The organism is Corynebacterium tuberculostearicum SK141, assembly GCF_000175635.1.
In the GTDB taxonomy this organism is placed as follows: domain Bacteria; phylum Actinomycetota; class Actinomycetes; order Mycobacteriales; family Mycobacteriaceae; genus Corynebacterium; species Corynebacterium tuberculostearicum_C.
On the sequence record NZ_ACVP01000008.1, the window covers coordinates 1 to 16,714 of the forward strand.

The 16,714-nt window shown below is 60.6% G+C and carries 15 protein-coding genes; 4 read left to right on the forward strand and 11 right to left on the reverse strand.

Annotated features, from left to right (window positions below; translation table 11 throughout):
* Positions 1-72: 72 nt before the first annotated feature.
* Complete coding sequence (locus CORTU0001_RS02865) at positions 73-546, reverse strand: ribose-5-phosphate isomerase (protein ID WP_005327249.1); 474 nt, start codon at positions 544-546, stop codon at positions 73-75.
* Between the two features lie 116 nt (positions 547-662).
* Here CORTU0001_RS02865 and CORTU0001_RS02870 point away from each other — a divergent pair, with 116 nt between their 5' ends.
* Positions 663-1,070: a hypothetical protein gene (locus tag CORTU0001_RS02870; RefSeq protein ID WP_005327250.1), complete on the forward strand. Its 408-nt coding sequence runs from the start codon at positions 663-665 to the stop codon at positions 1,068-1,070.
* 188 nt (positions 1,071-1,258) lie between these two features.
* Here the strand turns inward: CORTU0001_RS02870 and CORTU0001_RS11695 are convergent, their stop codons facing one another.
* Positions 1,259-1,420 carry a hypothetical protein gene (locus CORTU0001_RS11695; protein ID WP_005327251.1) on the reverse strand — a complete coding sequence of 54 codons (162 nt, stop codon included), beginning with the start codon at positions 1,418-1,420 and terminating at the stop codon, positions 1,259-1,261.
* Between the two features lie 256 nt (positions 1,421-1,676).
* Between CORTU0001_RS11695 and CORTU0001_RS12045 the strand changes: the two genes are divergently transcribed.
* A complete protein-coding gene (locus CORTU0001_RS12045; protein ID WP_005327252.1) occupies positions 1,677-1,868 on the forward strand; it encodes an excalibur calcium-binding domain-containing protein in 192 nt (63 codons plus the stop codon).
* 245 nt (positions 1,869-2,113) lie between these two features.
* Here CORTU0001_RS12045 and CORTU0001_RS02875 read toward each other — a convergent pair whose 3' ends face one another.
* Positions 2,114-2,737 carry a mycothiol-dependent nitroreductase Rv2466c family protein gene (locus CORTU0001_RS02875; protein WP_005327253.1) on the reverse strand — a complete coding sequence of 208 codons (624 nt, stop codon included), beginning with the start codon at positions 2,735-2,737 and terminating at the stop codon, positions 2,114-2,116.
* Between the two features lie 97 nt (positions 2,738-2,834).
* Here CORTU0001_RS02875 and pepN point away from each other — a divergent pair, with 97 nt between their 5' ends.
* Entirely contained in the window at positions 2,835-5,351 is a 2,517-nt protein-coding gene (gene pepN, locus CORTU0001_RS02880; RefSeq protein WP_005327254.1) for an aminopeptidase N, read from the forward strand.
* On the opposite strand, the gene CORTU0001_RS02885 is transcribed toward pepN, so the two are convergent.
* The 7 genes from CORTU0001_RS02885 to CORTU0001_RS02915 all read right to left on the reverse strand — a co-directional run bounded on the left by CORTU0001_RS02885 (position 5,348) and on the right by CORTU0001_RS02915 (position 13,332).
* Positions 5,348-6,127, reverse strand: a complete 780-nt coding sequence (locus CORTU0001_RS02885) for a GntR family transcriptional regulator (RefSeq protein WP_005327256.1) — start codon at positions 6,125-6,127, stop codon at positions 5,348-5,350. The two genes, pepN and CORTU0001_RS02885, sit on opposite strands and share 4 nt — an antisense overlap.
* Before the next feature lie 75 nt (positions 6,128-6,202).
* Positions 6,203-6,919, reverse strand: a complete 717-nt coding sequence (locus CORTU0001_RS02890; protein ID WP_005327260.1) for an SDR family oxidoreductase — start codon at positions 6,917-6,919, stop codon at positions 6,203-6,205.
* A 65-nt stretch (positions 6,920-6,984) separates the two neighbouring features.
* Positions 6,985-8,199, reverse strand: coding sequence for an alkylhydroperoxidase domain protein (locus tag CORTU0001_RS02895; RefSeq protein ID WP_005327262.1), 1,215 nt, complete (start codon positions 8,197-8,199; stop codon positions 6,985-6,987).
* Positions 8,200-8,228: 29 nt separating this feature from the next.
* Complete coding sequence (locus CORTU0001_RS02900; RefSeq protein ID WP_005327264.1) at positions 8,229-9,851, reverse strand: dipeptide ABC transporter ATP-binding protein; 1,623 nt, start codon at positions 9,849-9,851, stop codon at positions 8,229-8,231.
* Positions 9,851-10,663 carry an ABC transporter permease gene (locus CORTU0001_RS02905; protein ID WP_005327265.1) on the reverse strand — a complete coding sequence of 271 codons (813 nt, stop codon included), beginning with the start codon at positions 10,661-10,663 and terminating at the stop codon, positions 9,851-9,853. The genes CORTU0001_RS02900 and CORTU0001_RS02905 overlap by 1 nt, the downstream gene beginning before the upstream one ends.
* On the reverse strand, positions 10,660-11,673 hold the full coding sequence (locus CORTU0001_RS02910) for an ABC transporter permease (RefSeq protein WP_005327266.1): 1,014 nt from the start codon (positions 11,671-11,673) through the stop codon (positions 10,660-10,662). Before CORTU0001_RS02910 ends, CORTU0001_RS02905 begins: the two co-directional genes overlap by 4 nt.
* A gap of 3 nt (positions 11,674-11,676) precedes the next feature.
* Complete coding sequence (locus CORTU0001_RS02915) at positions 11,677-13,332, reverse strand: TIGR04028 family ABC transporter substrate-binding protein (protein ID WP_005327267.1); 1,656 nt, start codon at positions 13,330-13,332, stop codon at positions 11,677-11,679.
* 203 nt (positions 13,333-13,535) lie between these two features.
* Between CORTU0001_RS02915 and CORTU0001_RS02920 the strand changes: the two genes are divergently transcribed.
* Positions 13,536-15,404 carry an FAD/NAD(P)-binding protein gene (locus CORTU0001_RS02920; RefSeq protein ID WP_005327268.1) on the forward strand — a complete coding sequence of 623 codons (1,869 nt, stop codon included), beginning with the start codon at positions 13,536-13,538 and terminating at the stop codon, positions 15,402-15,404.
* Positions 15,405-15,439: 35 nt separating this feature from the next.
* Here the strand turns inward: CORTU0001_RS02920 and CORTU0001_RS02925 are convergent, their stop codons facing one another.
* Entirely contained in the window at positions 15,440-16,597 is a 1,158-nt protein-coding gene (locus CORTU0001_RS02925; protein ID WP_005327269.1) for a cystathionine gamma-synthase, read from the reverse strand.
* Positions 16,598-16,714 lie beyond the last annotated feature (117 nt).

The following is a 16,714-nucleotide window of genomic DNA, read 5'->3' on the forward strand; positions in this document are numbered from 1 at the left end:
GCCGAACCGGCCGAACCACACGAAGAAACGCCGCGGAACCAGTTTTGGTCCGCGGCGTTTATTCTGCGTGGCTTAGGCCTCCGGCAGCTCCGGGGCAATGCCGGTGCGCTCGTATTCCGCCAAGATGTCGATGCGGCGCTGGTGGCGCTCCGCGCGGGACCATTCTTGGTCTAGGAAGGCGTCGACGATTTCCAGCGCCTGCTCCTCGGTGTGCATGCGGCCACCGATGCCGATGAGCTGGGCATTGTTGTGCTCGCGGGCAAGGCGCGCGGTCTCTGCGGACCACGCCAGTGCGCAGCGAGCACCCTTGACCTTATTGGCGGCAATCTGCTCACCATTGCCAGAACCGCCTAGCACGATGCCCAGGGAACCCGGATCGTTGACGGTGCGTTGTGCCGCTTCGATGCAAAATGCCGGGTAATCATCCTCGGCATCGTAGGTATGGGCGCCACAGTCAATGACTTCGTGGCCCTGCTTGGTGAGGTGTTCAGCGATCAGGTTCTTGGTTTCGAAACCTGCGTGGTCTGCTCCTAGATATACGCGCATGGCCCACATCCTACCGGCCCGGCGCGCCTTGAGGAGGCTTAGCGCCCACCCTGTTTCGTATTACATTGTCCTGATAAGCTCGCGGGCAACCACTATCGCTATAAAGGAGGAAAGCCATGCCTATAACCAAACCAGTCCTCGCGCTCTACGGCGGGAGCCTTCTCGCCTGCATCATTATGCTTGGTGTTCAGGTTTCCGGCAGCGGGGGCTTCCTCCTCCCGCTTATCGCGAGCATTCTCGCCACTTTGGCTCACCTGGGCCTGGGAGTCTGGTGGATTGCGCAGAAGGTGCGCGGGAATCCGCGGGCCAACGGGGGCGCAATTGCGGCCGGCATTATCGCGCTTCTTGCCGGTGCCTCGTGGGCATCCTGGGCACTGGTCGCGTGGGACGACTTTCGGGCTGGCATGGAACTTCCCTCTATCAATATCGCAGGTCTGCCGGCATTCATCTTGACCCCGCTAACCATCGCACTGTGCGTCGGCGCTGCGATTCAGCTGCGCCGGCGCGAAAAGAGCGCCCAGTAGCTCCAAGAAACAGATTTTTGGGTGGAAACTCTTTCTTTGCCTTTAGGCTGCCGGCAAAGATCAGCTCCGGCACCACTTACCGTCGCTTCAAATCTAGAAATCAGACGATTCATATCCAGAACAGGACAGGAAATGGCTAAGAACCGAGTAGCCTCTTAGTAAGAGTCTGAAACTCTCCCCCCAAAGGACTAGAGCATGAAAAAACTACTACCTATTCTCGTCACAACCACGCTTTTGATATCAGCATGTAGCGATTCAGGTGAAAGCTCCGAGACCACTTCGAGCACGACCAGCAGCAGTCCGTCGAGCACCACCACGTCCTCTACGACTAGCTCGACAAGTAGCGCCACTACCTCCTCATCTAGCGAGGTTACGCCTCCATCAGAGGTCGAAGAACCTGGCGAAGAGGATGAGCACGACGATGACGATCTCCACGTACACGATAACCCGAACGCTGCATTAGGCGACTCAGATGAGGAAGAACAAGCTGAGCAAGCTCCTGCAGAGAAGACCGTTTCCTCTTGTGGAGACCCCTCAATTCATGAACGCGGCACAACGTTCTTCTCGGACGGCACCTCCGGTTGGACTCAACAATGCTCAGATGAAATGGCGCCACAGGTTGCACAGCAATTCGTAGCACCGCCGGCCGAGCAACAAAACGACCCAGCACCAGCCGGTGGTGGATCTGGTCGAACCTGCGCCGAAATTGGGCACAAAGTCTATCCTGGCGACCCTGATTACTCGCCAGCACGAGATGAGGACGGGGACGGTGTGGGCTGCGAATCCTATCCGGGATAATGCATTCCCCGATTTATGCGGAGAATTAAAGACTCAGTAGAGGCAATCAAGGAAAACACGCCCTGCCTTCCGGCATCCTTTAGCTTCTCCGCTTACCGCTGCTGAGTTCTCCTTGCAAAACCATTTCGGTCCCGCAAATCCAGCAGCAAGAGTGCGCAATTTAGCCCCATGCCCCTACGTCAGAAGGGTTTGACTCACCAGCGCCTTCTACTGGAGCGTGAGGTGAGTAATGATCCTCGTTTGGCTTAGTTCTCCTCCACCTGGGGCATCTCGGTGCGGGAGCGCTTGAGCTCGAAGAAGTAGGGGTACTGGGCAAGGCGCAGGGAGGCGTCGAAAAGCTCGCCTGCCTCTTCACCGTTAGGAATGCGGGTAATGACTGGGCCGAAGAAGGCGGTCTCGCCCAGCTTGATAACCGGGGTGCCTACCTCATCGCCCACAGCGGAAATGCCGTTGTGGTGGTACTCCCGCAGCTTCTCGTCATAGTCCTCGGTATTGGCTACCTCGGCGAACTCGGCTGGGAGGTCCACCTCCGCTAGGGCCTGAGCGATGATGTCATCATAAGCGCCAAAGCCGGTGCGCCCGCCATTGCCCTTGGCGTGAACCAGGGTGCCCATCGCAGTGTAGAGCTCGTCTACCTTCTCAGGGCGCTCGGCCTTGACCTTGGCAAAGACGCGGGCTGGGCCCCAGTTAGCCTTCATCATGTCCATGTAGGTGGAGTCAAGATCGCGGCCATCATTGAGGACGGACAGGGACATTGGCTCGAACTCGACCTCAATGTCGCGCACCTTTTCTACCTCTTTAATCCAGCGCGAGGTGGCCCACGCGAAGGGGCAGGATACGTCGAACCAGAACTTTACTGCGTCAGCCATGAATACTCCTTTGATTGAAAAAGTTTGCCCCACCAGCCTAGGTGCACGACTACTGTGGATGCAGAACTATTTTCGGCTTAGAAGGAGAATATAGGCCATGACCTCTATAAACCTGACTCGCGAGGAAGCGGTTCAGCGCTCCCGAATGATCGAGGTGGACCACTACGATGTCACTTTAGACCTCAAGTATTCGGATACCCACTTCCTGTCCACCACGAAGGTGAGCTTCACCTCGCAGGAGATCGGCTCCACCTTTATTGATCTGCGCGCCGAGGAAATCCAGGAGGTACGCCTCAACGGCAATCCCCTGCCCACTGAGTCCTATAACCCCACCTATGGCATTCCCCTGTCTGGCCTCCAGGTAGCCGATTACACGCTAGAAGTCACCGCCAAAATCCCGTACTCCCGCACCGGTGAGGGCCTGCACCGCTTTGTGGACCCCGCCGATGACAAGGTCTACCTTTATACCCAGTTTGAAACCGCCGATGCCAAGCGCGTCTTCGCCTGCTTTGACCAGCCGGATATGAAGGCCACCTATGCGCTGCATTTCAAGGCGCCCGAAGAGTGGACCATCATTAGCAATGGCCCGGTGAGCTGGGAGGGCGATGTGGCCAGCACGACCATTGACTACCCGTTGTCCACCTACCTGGTAGCCCTGTGCGCCGGCCCGTACCACGAGGTCACCGATACCTGGCGCGGGGAGCTGACCGCACACCCAGAGGGCAAGCCGGCCCAAAAGCTCGAGGTGCCACTCGGCATCTACTGCCGCGCTTCGCTCGCCCACGCACTGGATGCCGAGCGCCTATTTACTGAGACCAAGCAGGGCTTTGATTTCTACCACCGCAACTTCGGCTTCCCCTACCCCTTTGGCAAGTATGACCAAATTTTCGTGCCGGAGTTCAACGCCGGCGCGATGGAAAATGCCGGCTGCGTCACCATCCGCGATGAGTACGTCTTTACTTCCCAGGCCACGCACTATAAATATGAGCGCCGCGCCGATACCGTCCTGCACGAGTTGGCCCATATGTGGTTCGGTGACTTGGTCACCATGCAGTGGTGGGACGATCTGTGGCTCAATGAGTCCTTCGCCACCTGGTCCGCCGCCATCTCCCAGGCGGAGGAAACCGAATACGATACCGCGTGGGTCACCTTTGCCAATGTGGAAAAATCCTGGGCATATCAGCAGGATCAGCTGCCGACCACCCACCCGATTTCCACCGATGCCAGCGATATCGAAACGGTGGAGCAAAACTTCGATGGCATCACTTACGCCAAGGGCGCTTCGGTGCTCAAGCAGCTGCAGGCTTATGTCGGCCGCGACAACTTCCTGGCCGGTGTGCGCCGCCACTTCGCCGCCCATGCATGGGGAAATGCCACCTTTGATGATCTGTTGCGCCACCTGGAAGAGGCCTCCGGCCGCGACCTTTCCTTCTGGGCGCAACAGTGGCTCAAGACCTCCGGCATCAATACGCTCAGCGTGGCGCTCAATGCGGATGAGTCCGGCACGATTACCCATGCTTACCTCACCCAGGGCGGCGATACCCTGCGCACCCACCGCGTGGCGGTAGGCCTGTATAACCTGCAGGACGGCAAGGTGGTGCGCACCGATCGCATCGAGATGGATATCGATGGCGCTTCCACCGAGATTCCAGAGCTCATCGGCCGCCAGTTGGCAGACATTGACTTCCTGCTACCCAATGACGATGACCTGACCTATTGCCTCATCGAGCTGGACGCGGGTTCCCTGCAATTCCTGCTGGACAATATTGATAAGTTCGCCGATCCCATGGCCCGCACCCTGTGCTGGTCTACTGCTTGGGAGATGACCCGCGCCGGTATTATGCGCGCCCGCGATTTCATCCAGCTGGTTGCCCGCGGCATGCAGGCGGAGACGGAGCTCGCCGTCCTCGAACGCATTGTCCTGCAGGCCTCTAGCGCGCTGAAGAACTATGCCGATCCACAGTGGGCGGCTCAGAGCACCCTGCTTGCCGACGCCCTCCTCGACGGCGCCCACAGCCCCGATGCCCAGCGCTCCATCATCTGCACCCAGGCACTGGCGAAGATTCGCCTGCACGATAGTGCGCGCGACTATCTGCGCGGCGTGCTCGAGTCCTCCGCGGATGCAGGGCTGCGCTGGTCCGCGCTGGCGGCACTTGCCGCCGATGGCGCGGTAGAAGACGTCCCCGCTGCCGCGGATGCGCAACTCGAGCGCGATAACTCCGCCACCGGCTACTACTCTTCCCTGCGTGCCCGCGCAGCCGTGGCAACTGCGGAGAACAAGCGCGCGGTATGGGAAGAAATCGTGGCGGGAAATCTCACCAACCGCGAGCTCACCTCCAAGCTGGAAGGCCTGCTCTACCCGCATAGCGATGAGTTCCTACCCACCGCGGAATTCTTCGATATCGCGGAAAAGGTATGGTCTTCCCAGTCCTCCGAGGTAGCACTGACTACCGTGACGGGCCTCTTCCCTTCCTGGGATATCACGCACAAGGGCCTAGACCGCGCCGATGCTTTCTTGAAGAAGGATCTGCCGGGTGGTCTGCGCCGTACGGTCACCGAGCAGCGTGACCGCGTGGCCCGCGCGCTGCGCAACCGCCAGGTAGACGCTAGCTAAGCCGGCTTTCCCGCGCCGTTGCCCTTGCCCGGTAGGGGTTGCGGCGCGGGATCCTCACCCAGGACCACCTCGACGTTGGCGATATCAGAGCGCAGCGACTCTTCAATATAGGCAAAGACCGCGCCCGATTTAGTCTTTAACAGCCGCACGAACCGAAGCAGCGGATGCGATCGGCTCACGTGCAAAAGTTTCTGCTCTTCGGTGCGGGCGGTAGCGGCGCGCATGCTCTCGCGCTTAAAGACGGGCTTGAGGTTGTAGCCAGCCAGGATTTCCATAATCGGCTCGCGCAGATCGTGCTGATTGAGATCGGGAGCCAAATCTACCGGGATGGTGTAGCGCGAGAGGATGACGGGCTTGCCATCGACGGTATAGACGCTCTTGATATCCCACGCAAAGGTGGAATCGCTAACATCCAGGACCGCTGCCACATGCTTGGGCACGTGGGCCTTGTTAACGGAGACCACGCGCACGGCGGTGTCGTGCCCGCGCTCGCGCAGCTGGGTGACGATATTGTCCTTGTTGGTCAGGCTCAGTGTAGGGGGAACCGTGCGCACGTAGGTGCCACCACTGCGCCCGCGGCGTCGGTCAATGAGGCCTTCTACTTCCAGGATGTCTAAAGCATGGCGCACGGTCATGCGCGCAACATGAAATTCCCGGACCAATTCGCGTTCGGTAGGAAATTTCTGACCGGGTTCTAATTCATTGCGTTCGATCTTGTCGCGTAGGGCATCCGAGATACGGAGATAGGCGGGCCGCTTTCGGCTTTGGGAAGTCACAGCCCCCGAGTGTAATGAACACCCCTGGAAGCCAACCCCATTAACGTGTGATGTCCATTACCGCTACTTCCGTTCCTACTTGCGCAGATGTAACTCGATTCGCGGCCTGACCTGGATTTCCGTCAGCTGGGTGGTGGGGCCTGCCTCTACCACGGTACGAATGGCACGAGCCACCTCGGCCGGGGCAATGACCTGGGAGGGATCATAATCCTGCAGCCCCTTAAGCATCGGGGTATCGGTAGGCCCCGGAGCCACGGTGGATACGCGGATTCCCGGCTCAGAGATGCGCAGTCCATCGGCGAGTGCATACAACGCGTGCTTGGTTGCCGCGTAGATGACGTTATCGCCGTAGCTGTGGCGTCCAGCGCCAGAGTTGATAAAGACCACGGTGCCTTCCGCTTTGCGCAGCTGCGGCAGCAAGGCGCGTGTCAGCTCTGCAGGGGCATGCACGTTGAGGTCCATGTGTGCGCGCCAATTTTCCGGCGTGGCTTCTTCCACGGAGTACTTGGTAGCTCGTGCAGCAGCGTGGACGAGCACGTCCACGCGGTCTAGCTCCGGCAGCTTCATGCCTTCATCGAGGCCGTCGACGAGGTCGATGGCTACCGGCGTAATGGAGTCCGATTCGGGCAGTTCCGCCGCGCTCCGGCCCAGTGCATACACGTGGTAATCACCGGCCAGGTCAGCGATGATTTCGCGGCCCATGCCGCCGGTAGCGCCGGTGATGACGGCGACCTTCTGTGGGGTTTCGCTCTCCGAGTGTGCTGGTGCGGTGGCATTCTTGGTATCAGTCATGCCGCCCCATCATAGGGATCCTTCGCCTTAAGCGCCGCACCGGAGCGGTCGCCGCCGGTAGGCAGTTAGCGGAAGCGTTTAGGAACGTCCGGTTGCCCCAAGGTGAGCATCAAACGATTAGCCCAGTTGAAGAAGGAGGAAGCGTAGATGAGGTCCAGGATGGATTGATCATCGAATCCGGCCGCACGCAGGTCCGCGCAAAGTGCCGCATCGAAGGCGAAGGGGGTTTCTGTCAGCGCCACGGCGGCACGACGGATAAGATCCCATTCCTTTGAGCCAAGGTCGGCATCGATGCCCTCGTCCAAGAGGCGGTTCACGATTTCACGGTCGCCACCCTCCTGGACGCACCGCGCCTGGTGTACGGAGGCACAGTACTCGCAGCCGTTGTAGCGCGAGGCCACAGTAGCGGCGAGCTCGCGGTCCGCACGGGAGAGGCCGCCCTCGGTGTTATAGAAAATGTCCAGGTCAGTCAGCGTGCGCGCCTTCAAGGCCGCAGGGTCGCGGGCGAGCAAGCGGAAGTACTCGGAATCGATGCGCTCTGGCTTAATGAGGGCATCGGTATGCACCGCGGTGAAATCCTCCTTCGCCAGCGCCTCCACCCAGGGCTTCCAGCCCAGGGAGTGGTTGACAAAGTGGTCCGGCAGCACAGTATCGGGCTGCAACGTAGTAGCGGTAGCCTCCCAGCCCGGATCGGCCACGCCGGCGGCGCGCTCGGCTGCGGGGTGGGATGCGGGATCCTCGCCAGAAAGTACGCGCAGGCCGTGGACCACGCGCAGCTGGAAGGCCAAAAATGCCACCAGCTGGGACAGGCTGACGATGTCCGTGGCGGACCATCCTGCGGCATCGAGGTGTCCGATCGCCTGTGGGGAGGCATCCTTGGGGTGGAAAGCCAGAAGGTGCGCCCAATCAAAGGCCGCAGCTAGGCGCGTGCCCAGCGCGGCTTCCGCGGCGGTATCGCCGAAGATAAGGAAATCACCCTGGTGATACGGGCCGGTGGACACACCGCGCTGGCTCGCGGCACGCACGGCGGCAACAAGATCCTCATCGGCCTCATCGCCCAGCAAGTCAAAGTAGAAATCCGCAGCCTCGCTCGCCTGGTAGATTGCAGCGGTAAAAGCCGCTACGGCATAGCGCTCCGTATAGGAGAACTCGCCTGGCTCTGCCGGCTCGAGCAAAGCGCTAAAGCTCAGCTGCGCATTGTCCTGTGCATCGTGGCGCGCACGGCGCAGCTGTTGCACCTCGGCGCTGGCGTGGGAGAGCTCATTAATAATGTCGGTCATATTTTCAGTCCAACCTTTCTGGGACGCGGTTATAGCCCCAAGTTTAGGTCTCCGGCACGATAGCGGGAGCCTGGGATGGCGTCAATTAGCTGGCGCGTGTACTCGGTTTCTGGATGCGCAAAGACCTGCGCGGTAGGTCCGGATTCCACCTGCGTGCCGTGGGAGAGCACGGAAACGGTATCGGAGATTTGGTTAACTACCGCCAGATCGTGGGAGATGAAGATATAGGTAAGCTCCAGCTCGCGCTGCAGCTCGTCGAGCAAGCGCAGGATCTGCGCCTGCACGGTGACGTCGAGCGCGGACACGGCCTCATCGAGCACCACGAGATCGGGCTCGATGATCATGGCGCGGGCGATGGCCACGCGCTGGCGCTGGCCACCGGAGAGTTCACGGGGACGGCGGGACGCCATGGAAGAATCCAAGGCCACGAGGTCGAGGAACTCTCGTGCCTTCGCGCGGGCATCACGCTTGGAAGCGCCGGTGAAATTGCGCACCGGTTCGGCGATGGTATCGCCGATGCTCAAGCGCGGATCCAGCGAGCCAAAGGGATTTTGGTAAACCATCTGGATCGAACGGCGCAGCTCGCGACGGCGCTTGCCACGGGCGGAGCTAATGTCTTCCCCGCCTAGGCGAATGCTGCCGGAGGTAGGCGTGCTCAACAAGGAAATGGCGCGGCCGGTGGTGGTCTTACCGGAGCCGGACTCCCCCACCAATGCATGGGTGGTGCCGCGGGCCACGGAAAAGTTGATGTCCTCCACCGCGGTGAAATCCCCGAAGCGTTGGCTCAGCCCTTCCACCTCGAGCAAGGTTTCGCGGTGCGCAGGCGCGGCGGCCCGCACAGGAGATGCGGCCTGGGAGGAAGTGGGGGCGGTGAGCGAGGGGGCGTCGGCAAGCAGGCGCTTGGAGTAGGCGTGCTGGGGGTCGGTGAGGACGCGGGCAGCAACGCCGGACTCGCGGACGGTGCCCTTTTCCATCACCACGATGTTATTGGCGCGGTCGCCCGCCACGGCCAGATCATGGGTAATGAAAAGGATGCCCATGGTGAGCTCTTCGCGCATCTCATCCAGGAGGTCCAGGATGATTTTCTGCACGGTGACATCGAGCGCGGAGGTAGGCTCATCGGCGATGATGAGCTCCGGCTCCAATGCCACGGCCGCGGCGATAAGCACGCGTTGCTTCATGCCGCCGGATAGCTCATGCGGGTACTGGTCATAGCGGCGCTGCGGATCATCAATGCCCACGCGCTCCAAAAGCTCCAGTGCACGCTTCTTCCGGGAGGCCTTATCGCCCTGCCCGTGGATGGCCATGCCCTCTTCCACCGAGGCACCGATGGTCTTGAGCGGGTTAAGCGAGTTATTGGGATCCTGCGGAATAAGTCCAATACGGCGACCGCGCAGCTCCCGCCACTGCTTTTGGGAATACTGGGTAACGTCGCGGCCGTCGAAAGTAATGGTGCCGGAGACAATCGAAGCATTGTCTGGCAGCAGGCCAATAGCGGCCATGGCGGAGGTGGACTTGCCGGAACCGGACTCGCCAACGATGGCGGTCATCTCGCCAGGGTTTACCTCGAGCTCAATGCCGCTTACCGCTTCTACCTCACCGTGCGCGGTGCGGTAGGTAATGGATAGATCACTAATGCTAAGCAGGGACATTAGGCCGCCTTTCGCAGTTTCTGGCTGAGGTGGTTGGCCGCGAGGACCACGGCGACGATCACAATGCCCGGGGCGATGGTCAACCAGCCGGCCGTGGCGATGTAATCGCGCGATTCAGAGATGAGAAGACCCCATTCCGGGGTTGGGGGCGGTGCGCCATAGCCCAAGAAGCCTAGGGTGGCTAGCTGCAAAATGGCCAGGCCAAATTGCAAGGCTGCTACAGCGAAGACCGCGGTGAGTGAATTGGGAAGAATATGGCGCACGAGTACCTGGAAGGAAGAACCGCCGGAGCCATAGGCGGCCTCGACGAAATCGGAGCCGGCAACGCTAAGCACCTGGGAGCGTGCCAGGCGCGCAAAGGTGGCCACGGAGGTGATGCCTACGGCGATGGCGGCATTGAAAATGCCGTGTCCGAGCACGATGATGACGGACAGGGAGAGCAAGAGTCCGGGGATGGACAGCAGCACGTCTACGATGCACATGATGACGGCATCGACCCAGCCGCGGCGCACGCCGGCGATAATGCCCAAGATGGTGCCGACGATGAGGCCGAAAAGGACTGCCAGCAGCGCGCCGAGTAGGGATTGGCGCGCGCCATAGACCACGCGGGTGTAGAGATCACGGCCGACGGCATCGGTGCCGAACCAGTGCTGGAAACTGGGTTGCAATAGCGCCGTGGTATCCCCGCCCTGGTTAGGGTCCTGGGAAGTAAATAGTTGGGGGAACAGCGCGCAGAGCACCGCCAGGCCCAGCACAATCAGCGAGATGATGGTGCCCGGGGTGAGCTTCAGCTGTGTGGATTTAAGCTTCATGCTTGGACCTTCTTCTCGTTCGTTGCGGTGGTATCGGCGGTGGTGGCAGCGGTGGCGGAGCTAGATGAAGTCGCGTGCTCGCGCTCGCGCAGGCGCACGTCAAGCACTGGGTAGAGCAGGTCCACAATGAGATTGATAAGGACAAAGACAGCGGCGGCGAGTACCACGATGGCCAGCAGCACCGAGGTATCGCGGTTAGCCACCGCATCTACGGTCAGCGCACCGATGCCGTGGCGGGCGAAGACCGCCTCCGTCACCACGGAGCCGCCGACGAGCTCACCAAAGGTAAGGCCGGCCATGGTCAGCGCCGGCAGCAGCGCGTTGCGCAGGACGTTGCGCCACAACAACCAGGCACCGCTAGCACCCTTGGCGCGCACTACCTGCACGAAGGACATATCCATTACCTCATCGATGGAGCGCAGCAGCACCTGCGCCAGCGGTGCGGCCACGAAGATGGCCAGGGTGATTACCGGCAGGATGAGGTTTTGGGCGTCGCTCGCGCCGATGACCGGCACCCAGCCCAAGCCAAAGGAGAAAATCTGGATCAAGATGATGCCGATCCAGAAGGTGGGCAGGGAAACCATCACGGAAGGCAGGCTGCGGAAGAAACTGCGCAACCAGGAAAATGGGCCGAAGGTGGAGACAATAGCCACCAGGAAGGCCAGGACCACGCCTACGAGGAAGGCGAAGACTGCCAGCGCCAGCGTGGAGGGAAGGGCATCTGCCAGCATCTCCGATACGGCGGTACCGGTGGCGACGGAAAAGCCGAAATCACCGGTGAGGAATCCGCCGAGCGCGCTGAAGTAGCGGCTTAAGATCGGCTCATCGGCGCCATAAACCTCGCGGATGGCGGCCAGCTGTTCGGCGTTGAGCCCCAAGTTGGGGTTGTCATAGCGGGTCGCGACGGCGTCACCAGGCAGTGCTGCCAGGAGGATGAAAGAAAGGGTGAAGGTTGCCCAGATAACAAGCACGGCTTGGCCGATGCGCAGGGCAATAGTTTTCAGGCTCATGGTTTAGTCCTCCCCTTCTGTGGGGTTGATGTCTACCGCATAGAACGATGGGCGGCCGATGGCCTCGGTGCTAAAGCCCTCGATATAGGGCTGGAAGCCATAGACCTGCGGCTCTTCAAACATGGGCAGGATATAGGCCTGTTCGGACAGGTAGTCCTGCATGCGGCCGGTCATGGCGAGGCGCTCCTTCTCACTGCTGAGGTTGAAGTAGTCCTCCACCAGTTTCTGCAGTTTCTCATCGCCAAAGCTATCGGTCTCCTCGTCATAGTTGAGGAAAGAATTGCGCCCGGTGCCATCTAGCCACGTGGCCAAGGTGTCCACATTGGCGCGGCCGGTCATGGTGTGGCGTACCTGCACGGTGTCTTGGTCCTTCATGGCCTTTTGCTGCGCAGAGCGGTCACCTGGGTTGAGGTTGGCCTCGATGCCGACGTTCTTGAGCATCTCCTGGGCCTTGGTGAACATCTCTTTAGAGCGCGGCTGTGGGACGGCCTCATTGAAGGTCACGGACAGGCGCTTGCCGTCCTTTTCGCGAATGCCATCCTCACCTGGGCGCCAACCGGCCTCATCGAGCAGGCGCTTAGATTCTTCTGGATCGAAGGCATAGTTCGCGGACTGATCCTTATAGCCAATAGCCGTCTTGGCCAGGATCGACGTGCCCTTGGGGTAGGAATCAGAAAAGAGGGTGTCCAGGATATTATCGCGGTCAATGGCGTGGATGATGGCCTGGCGCACGCGCTTGTTTTCCAAGAGTGGATGGCGGAAGTGGAAGTGGAAGCTATTGTTCACGCCACGAGTGGGGGCGGCGAAAATCTGCAGGTTTTGATCCTTCAGGTGCTTCTCATCGGGGGCTTCGATCTGGCGCGCGACATCGGACTGGCCGGCTACAAGCGAGCCCACGCGCACGGAGTCTTCGGCCGCGAGCACGATATTGATGCCCTCAATATCGGCCGGACCCTGGTGGTCCTTGCGGGCCGGGGGCGCCCAGTCATAGTCCTCGCGCTTCTTGAGCACCAGCTTGGTGCCCAGCTCTTCTTCTTCGATGACGAAGGGGCCAGAACCGGAAATTGCGGTGGCGTTGCCCGGCGCGAAGCCGGTGTCATCCAAATCCAGGGTGGCATTAGAAAGCAGGCCCTGGTTCATCACGGAGGTGGACTGCGGGAAGCCTGGGGAAGGCTCACTGAAGTAGAACTTCACCGTGTAGTCATCGATGACCTCGGATTTTTCATAGTTGGGCAGCTGCTCCGATGGAGTGAGCATGCGGTCCTCATCGCCTAAGGCGTAGAGGTCATAGTTCTTCTTCACGTTCGCGGCATCCAGGCGGGAGCCATCAGAGTAGGTCACGCCCTTGCGAATCTTAAAGGTGAATTCGGTGTTGTCCTTATTTGCCTTGGGCATCTCCTCCGCAATCCACGGGTGCAGCTCGAGGGTATCCGGGTCCTGCCAGAGCAGGCGGTCCGTAATGTTATTGAGCACACCACCATTGGGGTAATAGCCGCCGGAGGGCGGATAGAGGTTATTGAACATATTGGGCTCGACATAGGTGACCATGCCATCTTCCGCGGCGTGGGAAGTAGAGGCGCACGAGGTAAGCGAGAGAGCTAGCGCGCCACTGGCCAGGACCGCGGCCACGGGCCGCAGGAGCCGAGAAAATTGCTTCATAAAAGCTCGAGTTCCTTTAAGTCTTAAGTAGTACTCGCCCCATTAGACCACACCCATACTCCCAAATACAAGACCGAGCGGTCTACTTGTCCACCTGCTAAAACGGCGACTCAAAAAGAATACGGTAGACCATCCAGTCTACTTTAGGCCAACTGCCAGGTCCGATGATACTGAAAGGGCCTGAATGTGGCACGATAGAAGGTATGTCTACTCCAGCAATCGCGATCGTCGGCATGGGCCCGCGCGGCATTTCCATCTTGGAACGCCTCTCCGCCCGCATGGACGATTCCAGCGACCCCATTACTGTCCACCTCATCGATGACGCCCAACATGGCGCCGGCCGTATCTGGGAAACAGACCAAACTAAGACGCTGTGCATGAATACTCGCGCTGGCGCGGTCACCCTCTTTACTGAGCCTGGCTCCACCGTGGATGCCCCTGTGCTCGAGGGCCCCATTCAGTACGAGTGGATCCAGCTGCTGCGCGGCGATGGCGAGAATATTTCCTCCGCCAAGCGCGAGCTTTTTGAGCAGCACCCACCGGCCGCAAATATTGCCCAGGACTACCGCGAGGAACTCGCGGCTACCCGCCCCGAATCCAACCCTTCGCGTGCACTGTATGGCGAGTACCTGCGCTGGGTCTATGACGTGGTCATTGCACGTCTGCCCAAGAGTATTTCCACCGTGAATCACTTCAGCCGGTTGGAGACCATTAAAGAGGACGGTCACCAAGACGTCCTCCACCTATCTGATGGCTCCGAGGTGCGCGCCGATGCCACGGTACTGGCCTATGGCTGGATGATTCCGGAATATAACGAGCAAGAAAAGCAGTTGGCCGCTTCCGGTTTGAACTGGATCGCCCCCAATAACCCGGTAGAGCAGGACTACGCCGCTATCCCCGCCGGCGAGGACGTGCTGGTGCGCGGGCTGGGCATGGGCTTTTATGACATTATGGCGCTGACCACCATCGAGCGCGGGGGCACATTCGTGGAGGATAATTCCGCGCGCTCCGGCCTGCGCTATGAGCCTTGCGGGCAGGAGCCCAACTTCATCATTTCCTCCGGCCGCGGCTACCCCTACCACCCCAAGTCCGAGTACGGCGAGCTGCCGCCTACCATGCCGCGCCGCCGCCTGAAGAAGGTCATTGCGGAGCTCAGTGGCACCCAGGACATCGACTTTGACGCCCAGGTTTGGCCCGCCATCGCGCGCGATAGCTACGAGGCTTATATCACCACCTTGGAGCGCGTGCGCCCGGATTCCCTCCTGCGCCCGCGCGCAGAGATTCTCGAGGCCATCGATGCCACCGCCCCCGATGAGCTGGGCGCGGCCATTGCGCCCATGGTCACCGAGCCATGGGACATGAACGATCTCATGTACCAGATTGCCGGGTTTACCGGGGACATCGCTGAGCTCACCGAGCACATTGCCCAGTCCATGGAAGCCGATATTCGGGAGGCCGCCGCCGGCTATGACTCCCCCATCAAGGCCGCGCTGTGGTCGCTCTCGCAATCGCGCAAGCCGGCCTCCATCCTCGGCGCAGAGGGCCGCTACACCCGCGAGTCCCGCACCGGCCGCTACGGCCAGGTCATGTCCTTTGGCCAGATGATCGGCTCCGGCCCGCCGCTCTTCCGCGTGCGCCAGTTGCTCGCGCTCGTCGACGCCGGCCTGGCCCACTTCTTAGGCGATCACCCCACCGTGTCCATCGAGGCCGATCACTTCACCTTAACCTCCGGCCCGCGCTCGGCTTCGGCGCCCACGCTTGTCGACGCCTTTATGCACCGCCCCGATATCCGCACCGCCGGCGATGCCATGACGCGCTGCTTGGTGGATTCCGCCCGCGTGCGCCCCTTCCCCGATCACGGCCAGCCCACTGGTTCGCCGGAAACGGATGGGGCCACCCGCCGCACCGTTCACCCGGACGGTGAGTTGGATGCGCGCCTGCACATCGTGGGCATCCCCACCTATTCCCAGTGGCCGGACACCACCATTTCCCCCATGCCGGGCACGGACCCGCTCATGCTGCAGGAAACCGACAAAGCCGCCGGTTCCCTCCTTGCCGTGGTGCGCTCCTAGCCACCGCACCTGCGCTATGAACCCAGTGCCGCGGCCTATAGCGCGTCGAGGGCCTGCTCCAAGTCCGCGAGCAGGTCATCGATGTCCTCGATACCGATGGAGATGCGCACCAAATCCTCCGGCGGCACCAGCTCGGACCCTTCCGCGGATACGTGCGTCATATTCTTTGGATGCTCGATGAGCGATTCCACCCCGCCCAGCGATTCTGCCAGGCAGATAAGCCGCGTATTGAGGCAGATCTGCTTGGCATGCTCCGCGCTGTGGAAGCGCACGGACATCATGCCACCGAAGCCACGCATCTGCTGTGCCGCCAGTTCATGCCCTGGGTGCTCCTTGAGCCCCGGGTAGAGCACCTGCTTGACCTCGGGTCGCGCCTGCAAGAATTCCGCTACTCGCTGCGCATTCGCGCAGTGGCGGTCCATGCGCACGGACAGCGTCTTAATACCGCGGGCGGTTAAGTAGGCGTCGAAAGGCGAGCTCACCGCGCCCACATTGCCCTGGAAGTAGAGCAGGCGCTCGTCCACGTGGGCGTCATTAGTAACTACCGCGCCACCGAGCACATCGGAATGCCCGCCTAGGTACTTGGTGGTCGAGTGCAGCACGTGGTCGGCGCCGAGTTCCAGCGGGTTCTGCAGGTAGGGCGTGGCAAAAGTATTGTCCACCAACACCTGCGCGTTGCCCTTAATCTTGGCCACCGCGGCAATATCGGTGATATTTAGCGCCGGATTAGTGGGCGTTTCTAGCCAGATGAGCTTGGTATTTTCTTGAACCGCGGCCGCAACCGCTGCGGTATCGCTGGTGTTCACGATGGACATCTCCACGCCCCACTCGGTGAAATCATTGAGCAGGCGGTAGGAACCACCGTAGGCATCATTGCCCAAAATGACGTGGTCCCCTGGGCGCACCAGGATGCGGATCAGCGTATCGGCGGCGGCCATGCCGGAAGAAAACACGCGCGCATACTCCGCGCCTTCCAGTGCCGCTAGGGTGCGCTCCAGCGAGCGCACGGTTGGATTGGCCACGCGGCCGTATTCGAATCCGCCGCGCAGCTGCGCCAAGCCGTCTTGCGCAAACGTGGTCGAGGCATAGATGGGCACGTTGATAGAGCCCATGTGCGGATCCGGGTGATAGCCGCCATGGATGGAACGGGACGTAAAGCCTTGAGCGAGGTTCTGCGTGCTGCGTTCAGTCATAGCACCACAGTCTAGACCAAGCTGTTCATTTCCAACCGAGAGATGGGTATTTATTTTCACACTCTCAGACACCCACGACTCATCGCACTTTCAGCCTCTGCCCTTACAATGGGCGCA

Coding starts and splice junctions, on each gene's coding strand:
- CORTU0001_RS02910 (WP_005327266.1), bottom strand. CDS start 11,673: ATGAGCCTGAAAACTATTGCCCTGCGCATCGGCCAAGCCGTGCTTGTT.
- CORTU0001_RS02890 (WP_005327260.1), bottom strand. CDS start 6,919: ATGACTGATACCAAGAATGCCACCGCACCAGCACACTCGGAGAGCGAA.
- CORTU0001_RS02925 (WP_005327269.1), bottom strand. CDS start 16,597: ATGACTGAACGCAGCACGCAGAACCTCGCTCAAGGCTTTACGTCCCGT.
- CORTU0001_RS02915 (WP_005327267.1), bottom strand. CDS start 13,332: ATGAAGCAATTTTCTCGGCTCCTGCGGCCCGTGGCCGCGGTCCTGGCC.
- CORTU0001_RS02870 (WP_005327250.1), top strand. CDS start 663: ATGCCTATAACCAAACCAGTCCTCGCGCTCTACGGCGGGAGCCTTCTC.
- CORTU0001_RS12045 (WP_005327252.1), top strand. CDS start 1,677: ATGGCGCCACAGGTTGCACAGCAATTCGTAGCACCGCCGGCCGAGCAA.
- CORTU0001_RS02865 (WP_005327249.1), bottom strand. CDS start 546: ATGCGCGTATATCTAGGAGCAGACCACGCAGGTTTCGAAACCAAGAAC.
- CORTU0001_RS02920 (WP_005327268.1), top strand. CDS start 13,536: ATGTCTACTCCAGCAATCGCGATCGTCGGCATGGGCCCGCGCGGCATT.
- CORTU0001_RS02905 (WP_005327265.1), bottom strand. CDS start 10,663: ATGAAGCTTAAATCCACACAGCTGAAGCTCACCCCGGGCACCATCATC.
- CORTU0001_RS02875 (WP_005327253.1), bottom strand. CDS start 2,737: ATGGCTGACGCAGTAAAGTTCTGGTTCGACGTATCCTGCCCCTTCGCG.
- CORTU0001_RS02895 (WP_005327262.1), bottom strand. CDS start 8,199: ATGACCGACATTATTAATGAGCTCTCCCACGCCAGCGCCGAGGTGCAA.
- pepN (WP_005327254.1), top strand. CDS start 2,835: ATGACCTCTATAAACCTGACTCGCGAGGAAGCGGTTCAGCGCTCCCGA.
- CORTU0001_RS02900 (WP_005327264.1), bottom strand. CDS start 9,851: ATGTCCCTGCTTAGCATTAGTGATCTATCCATTACCTACCGCACCGCG.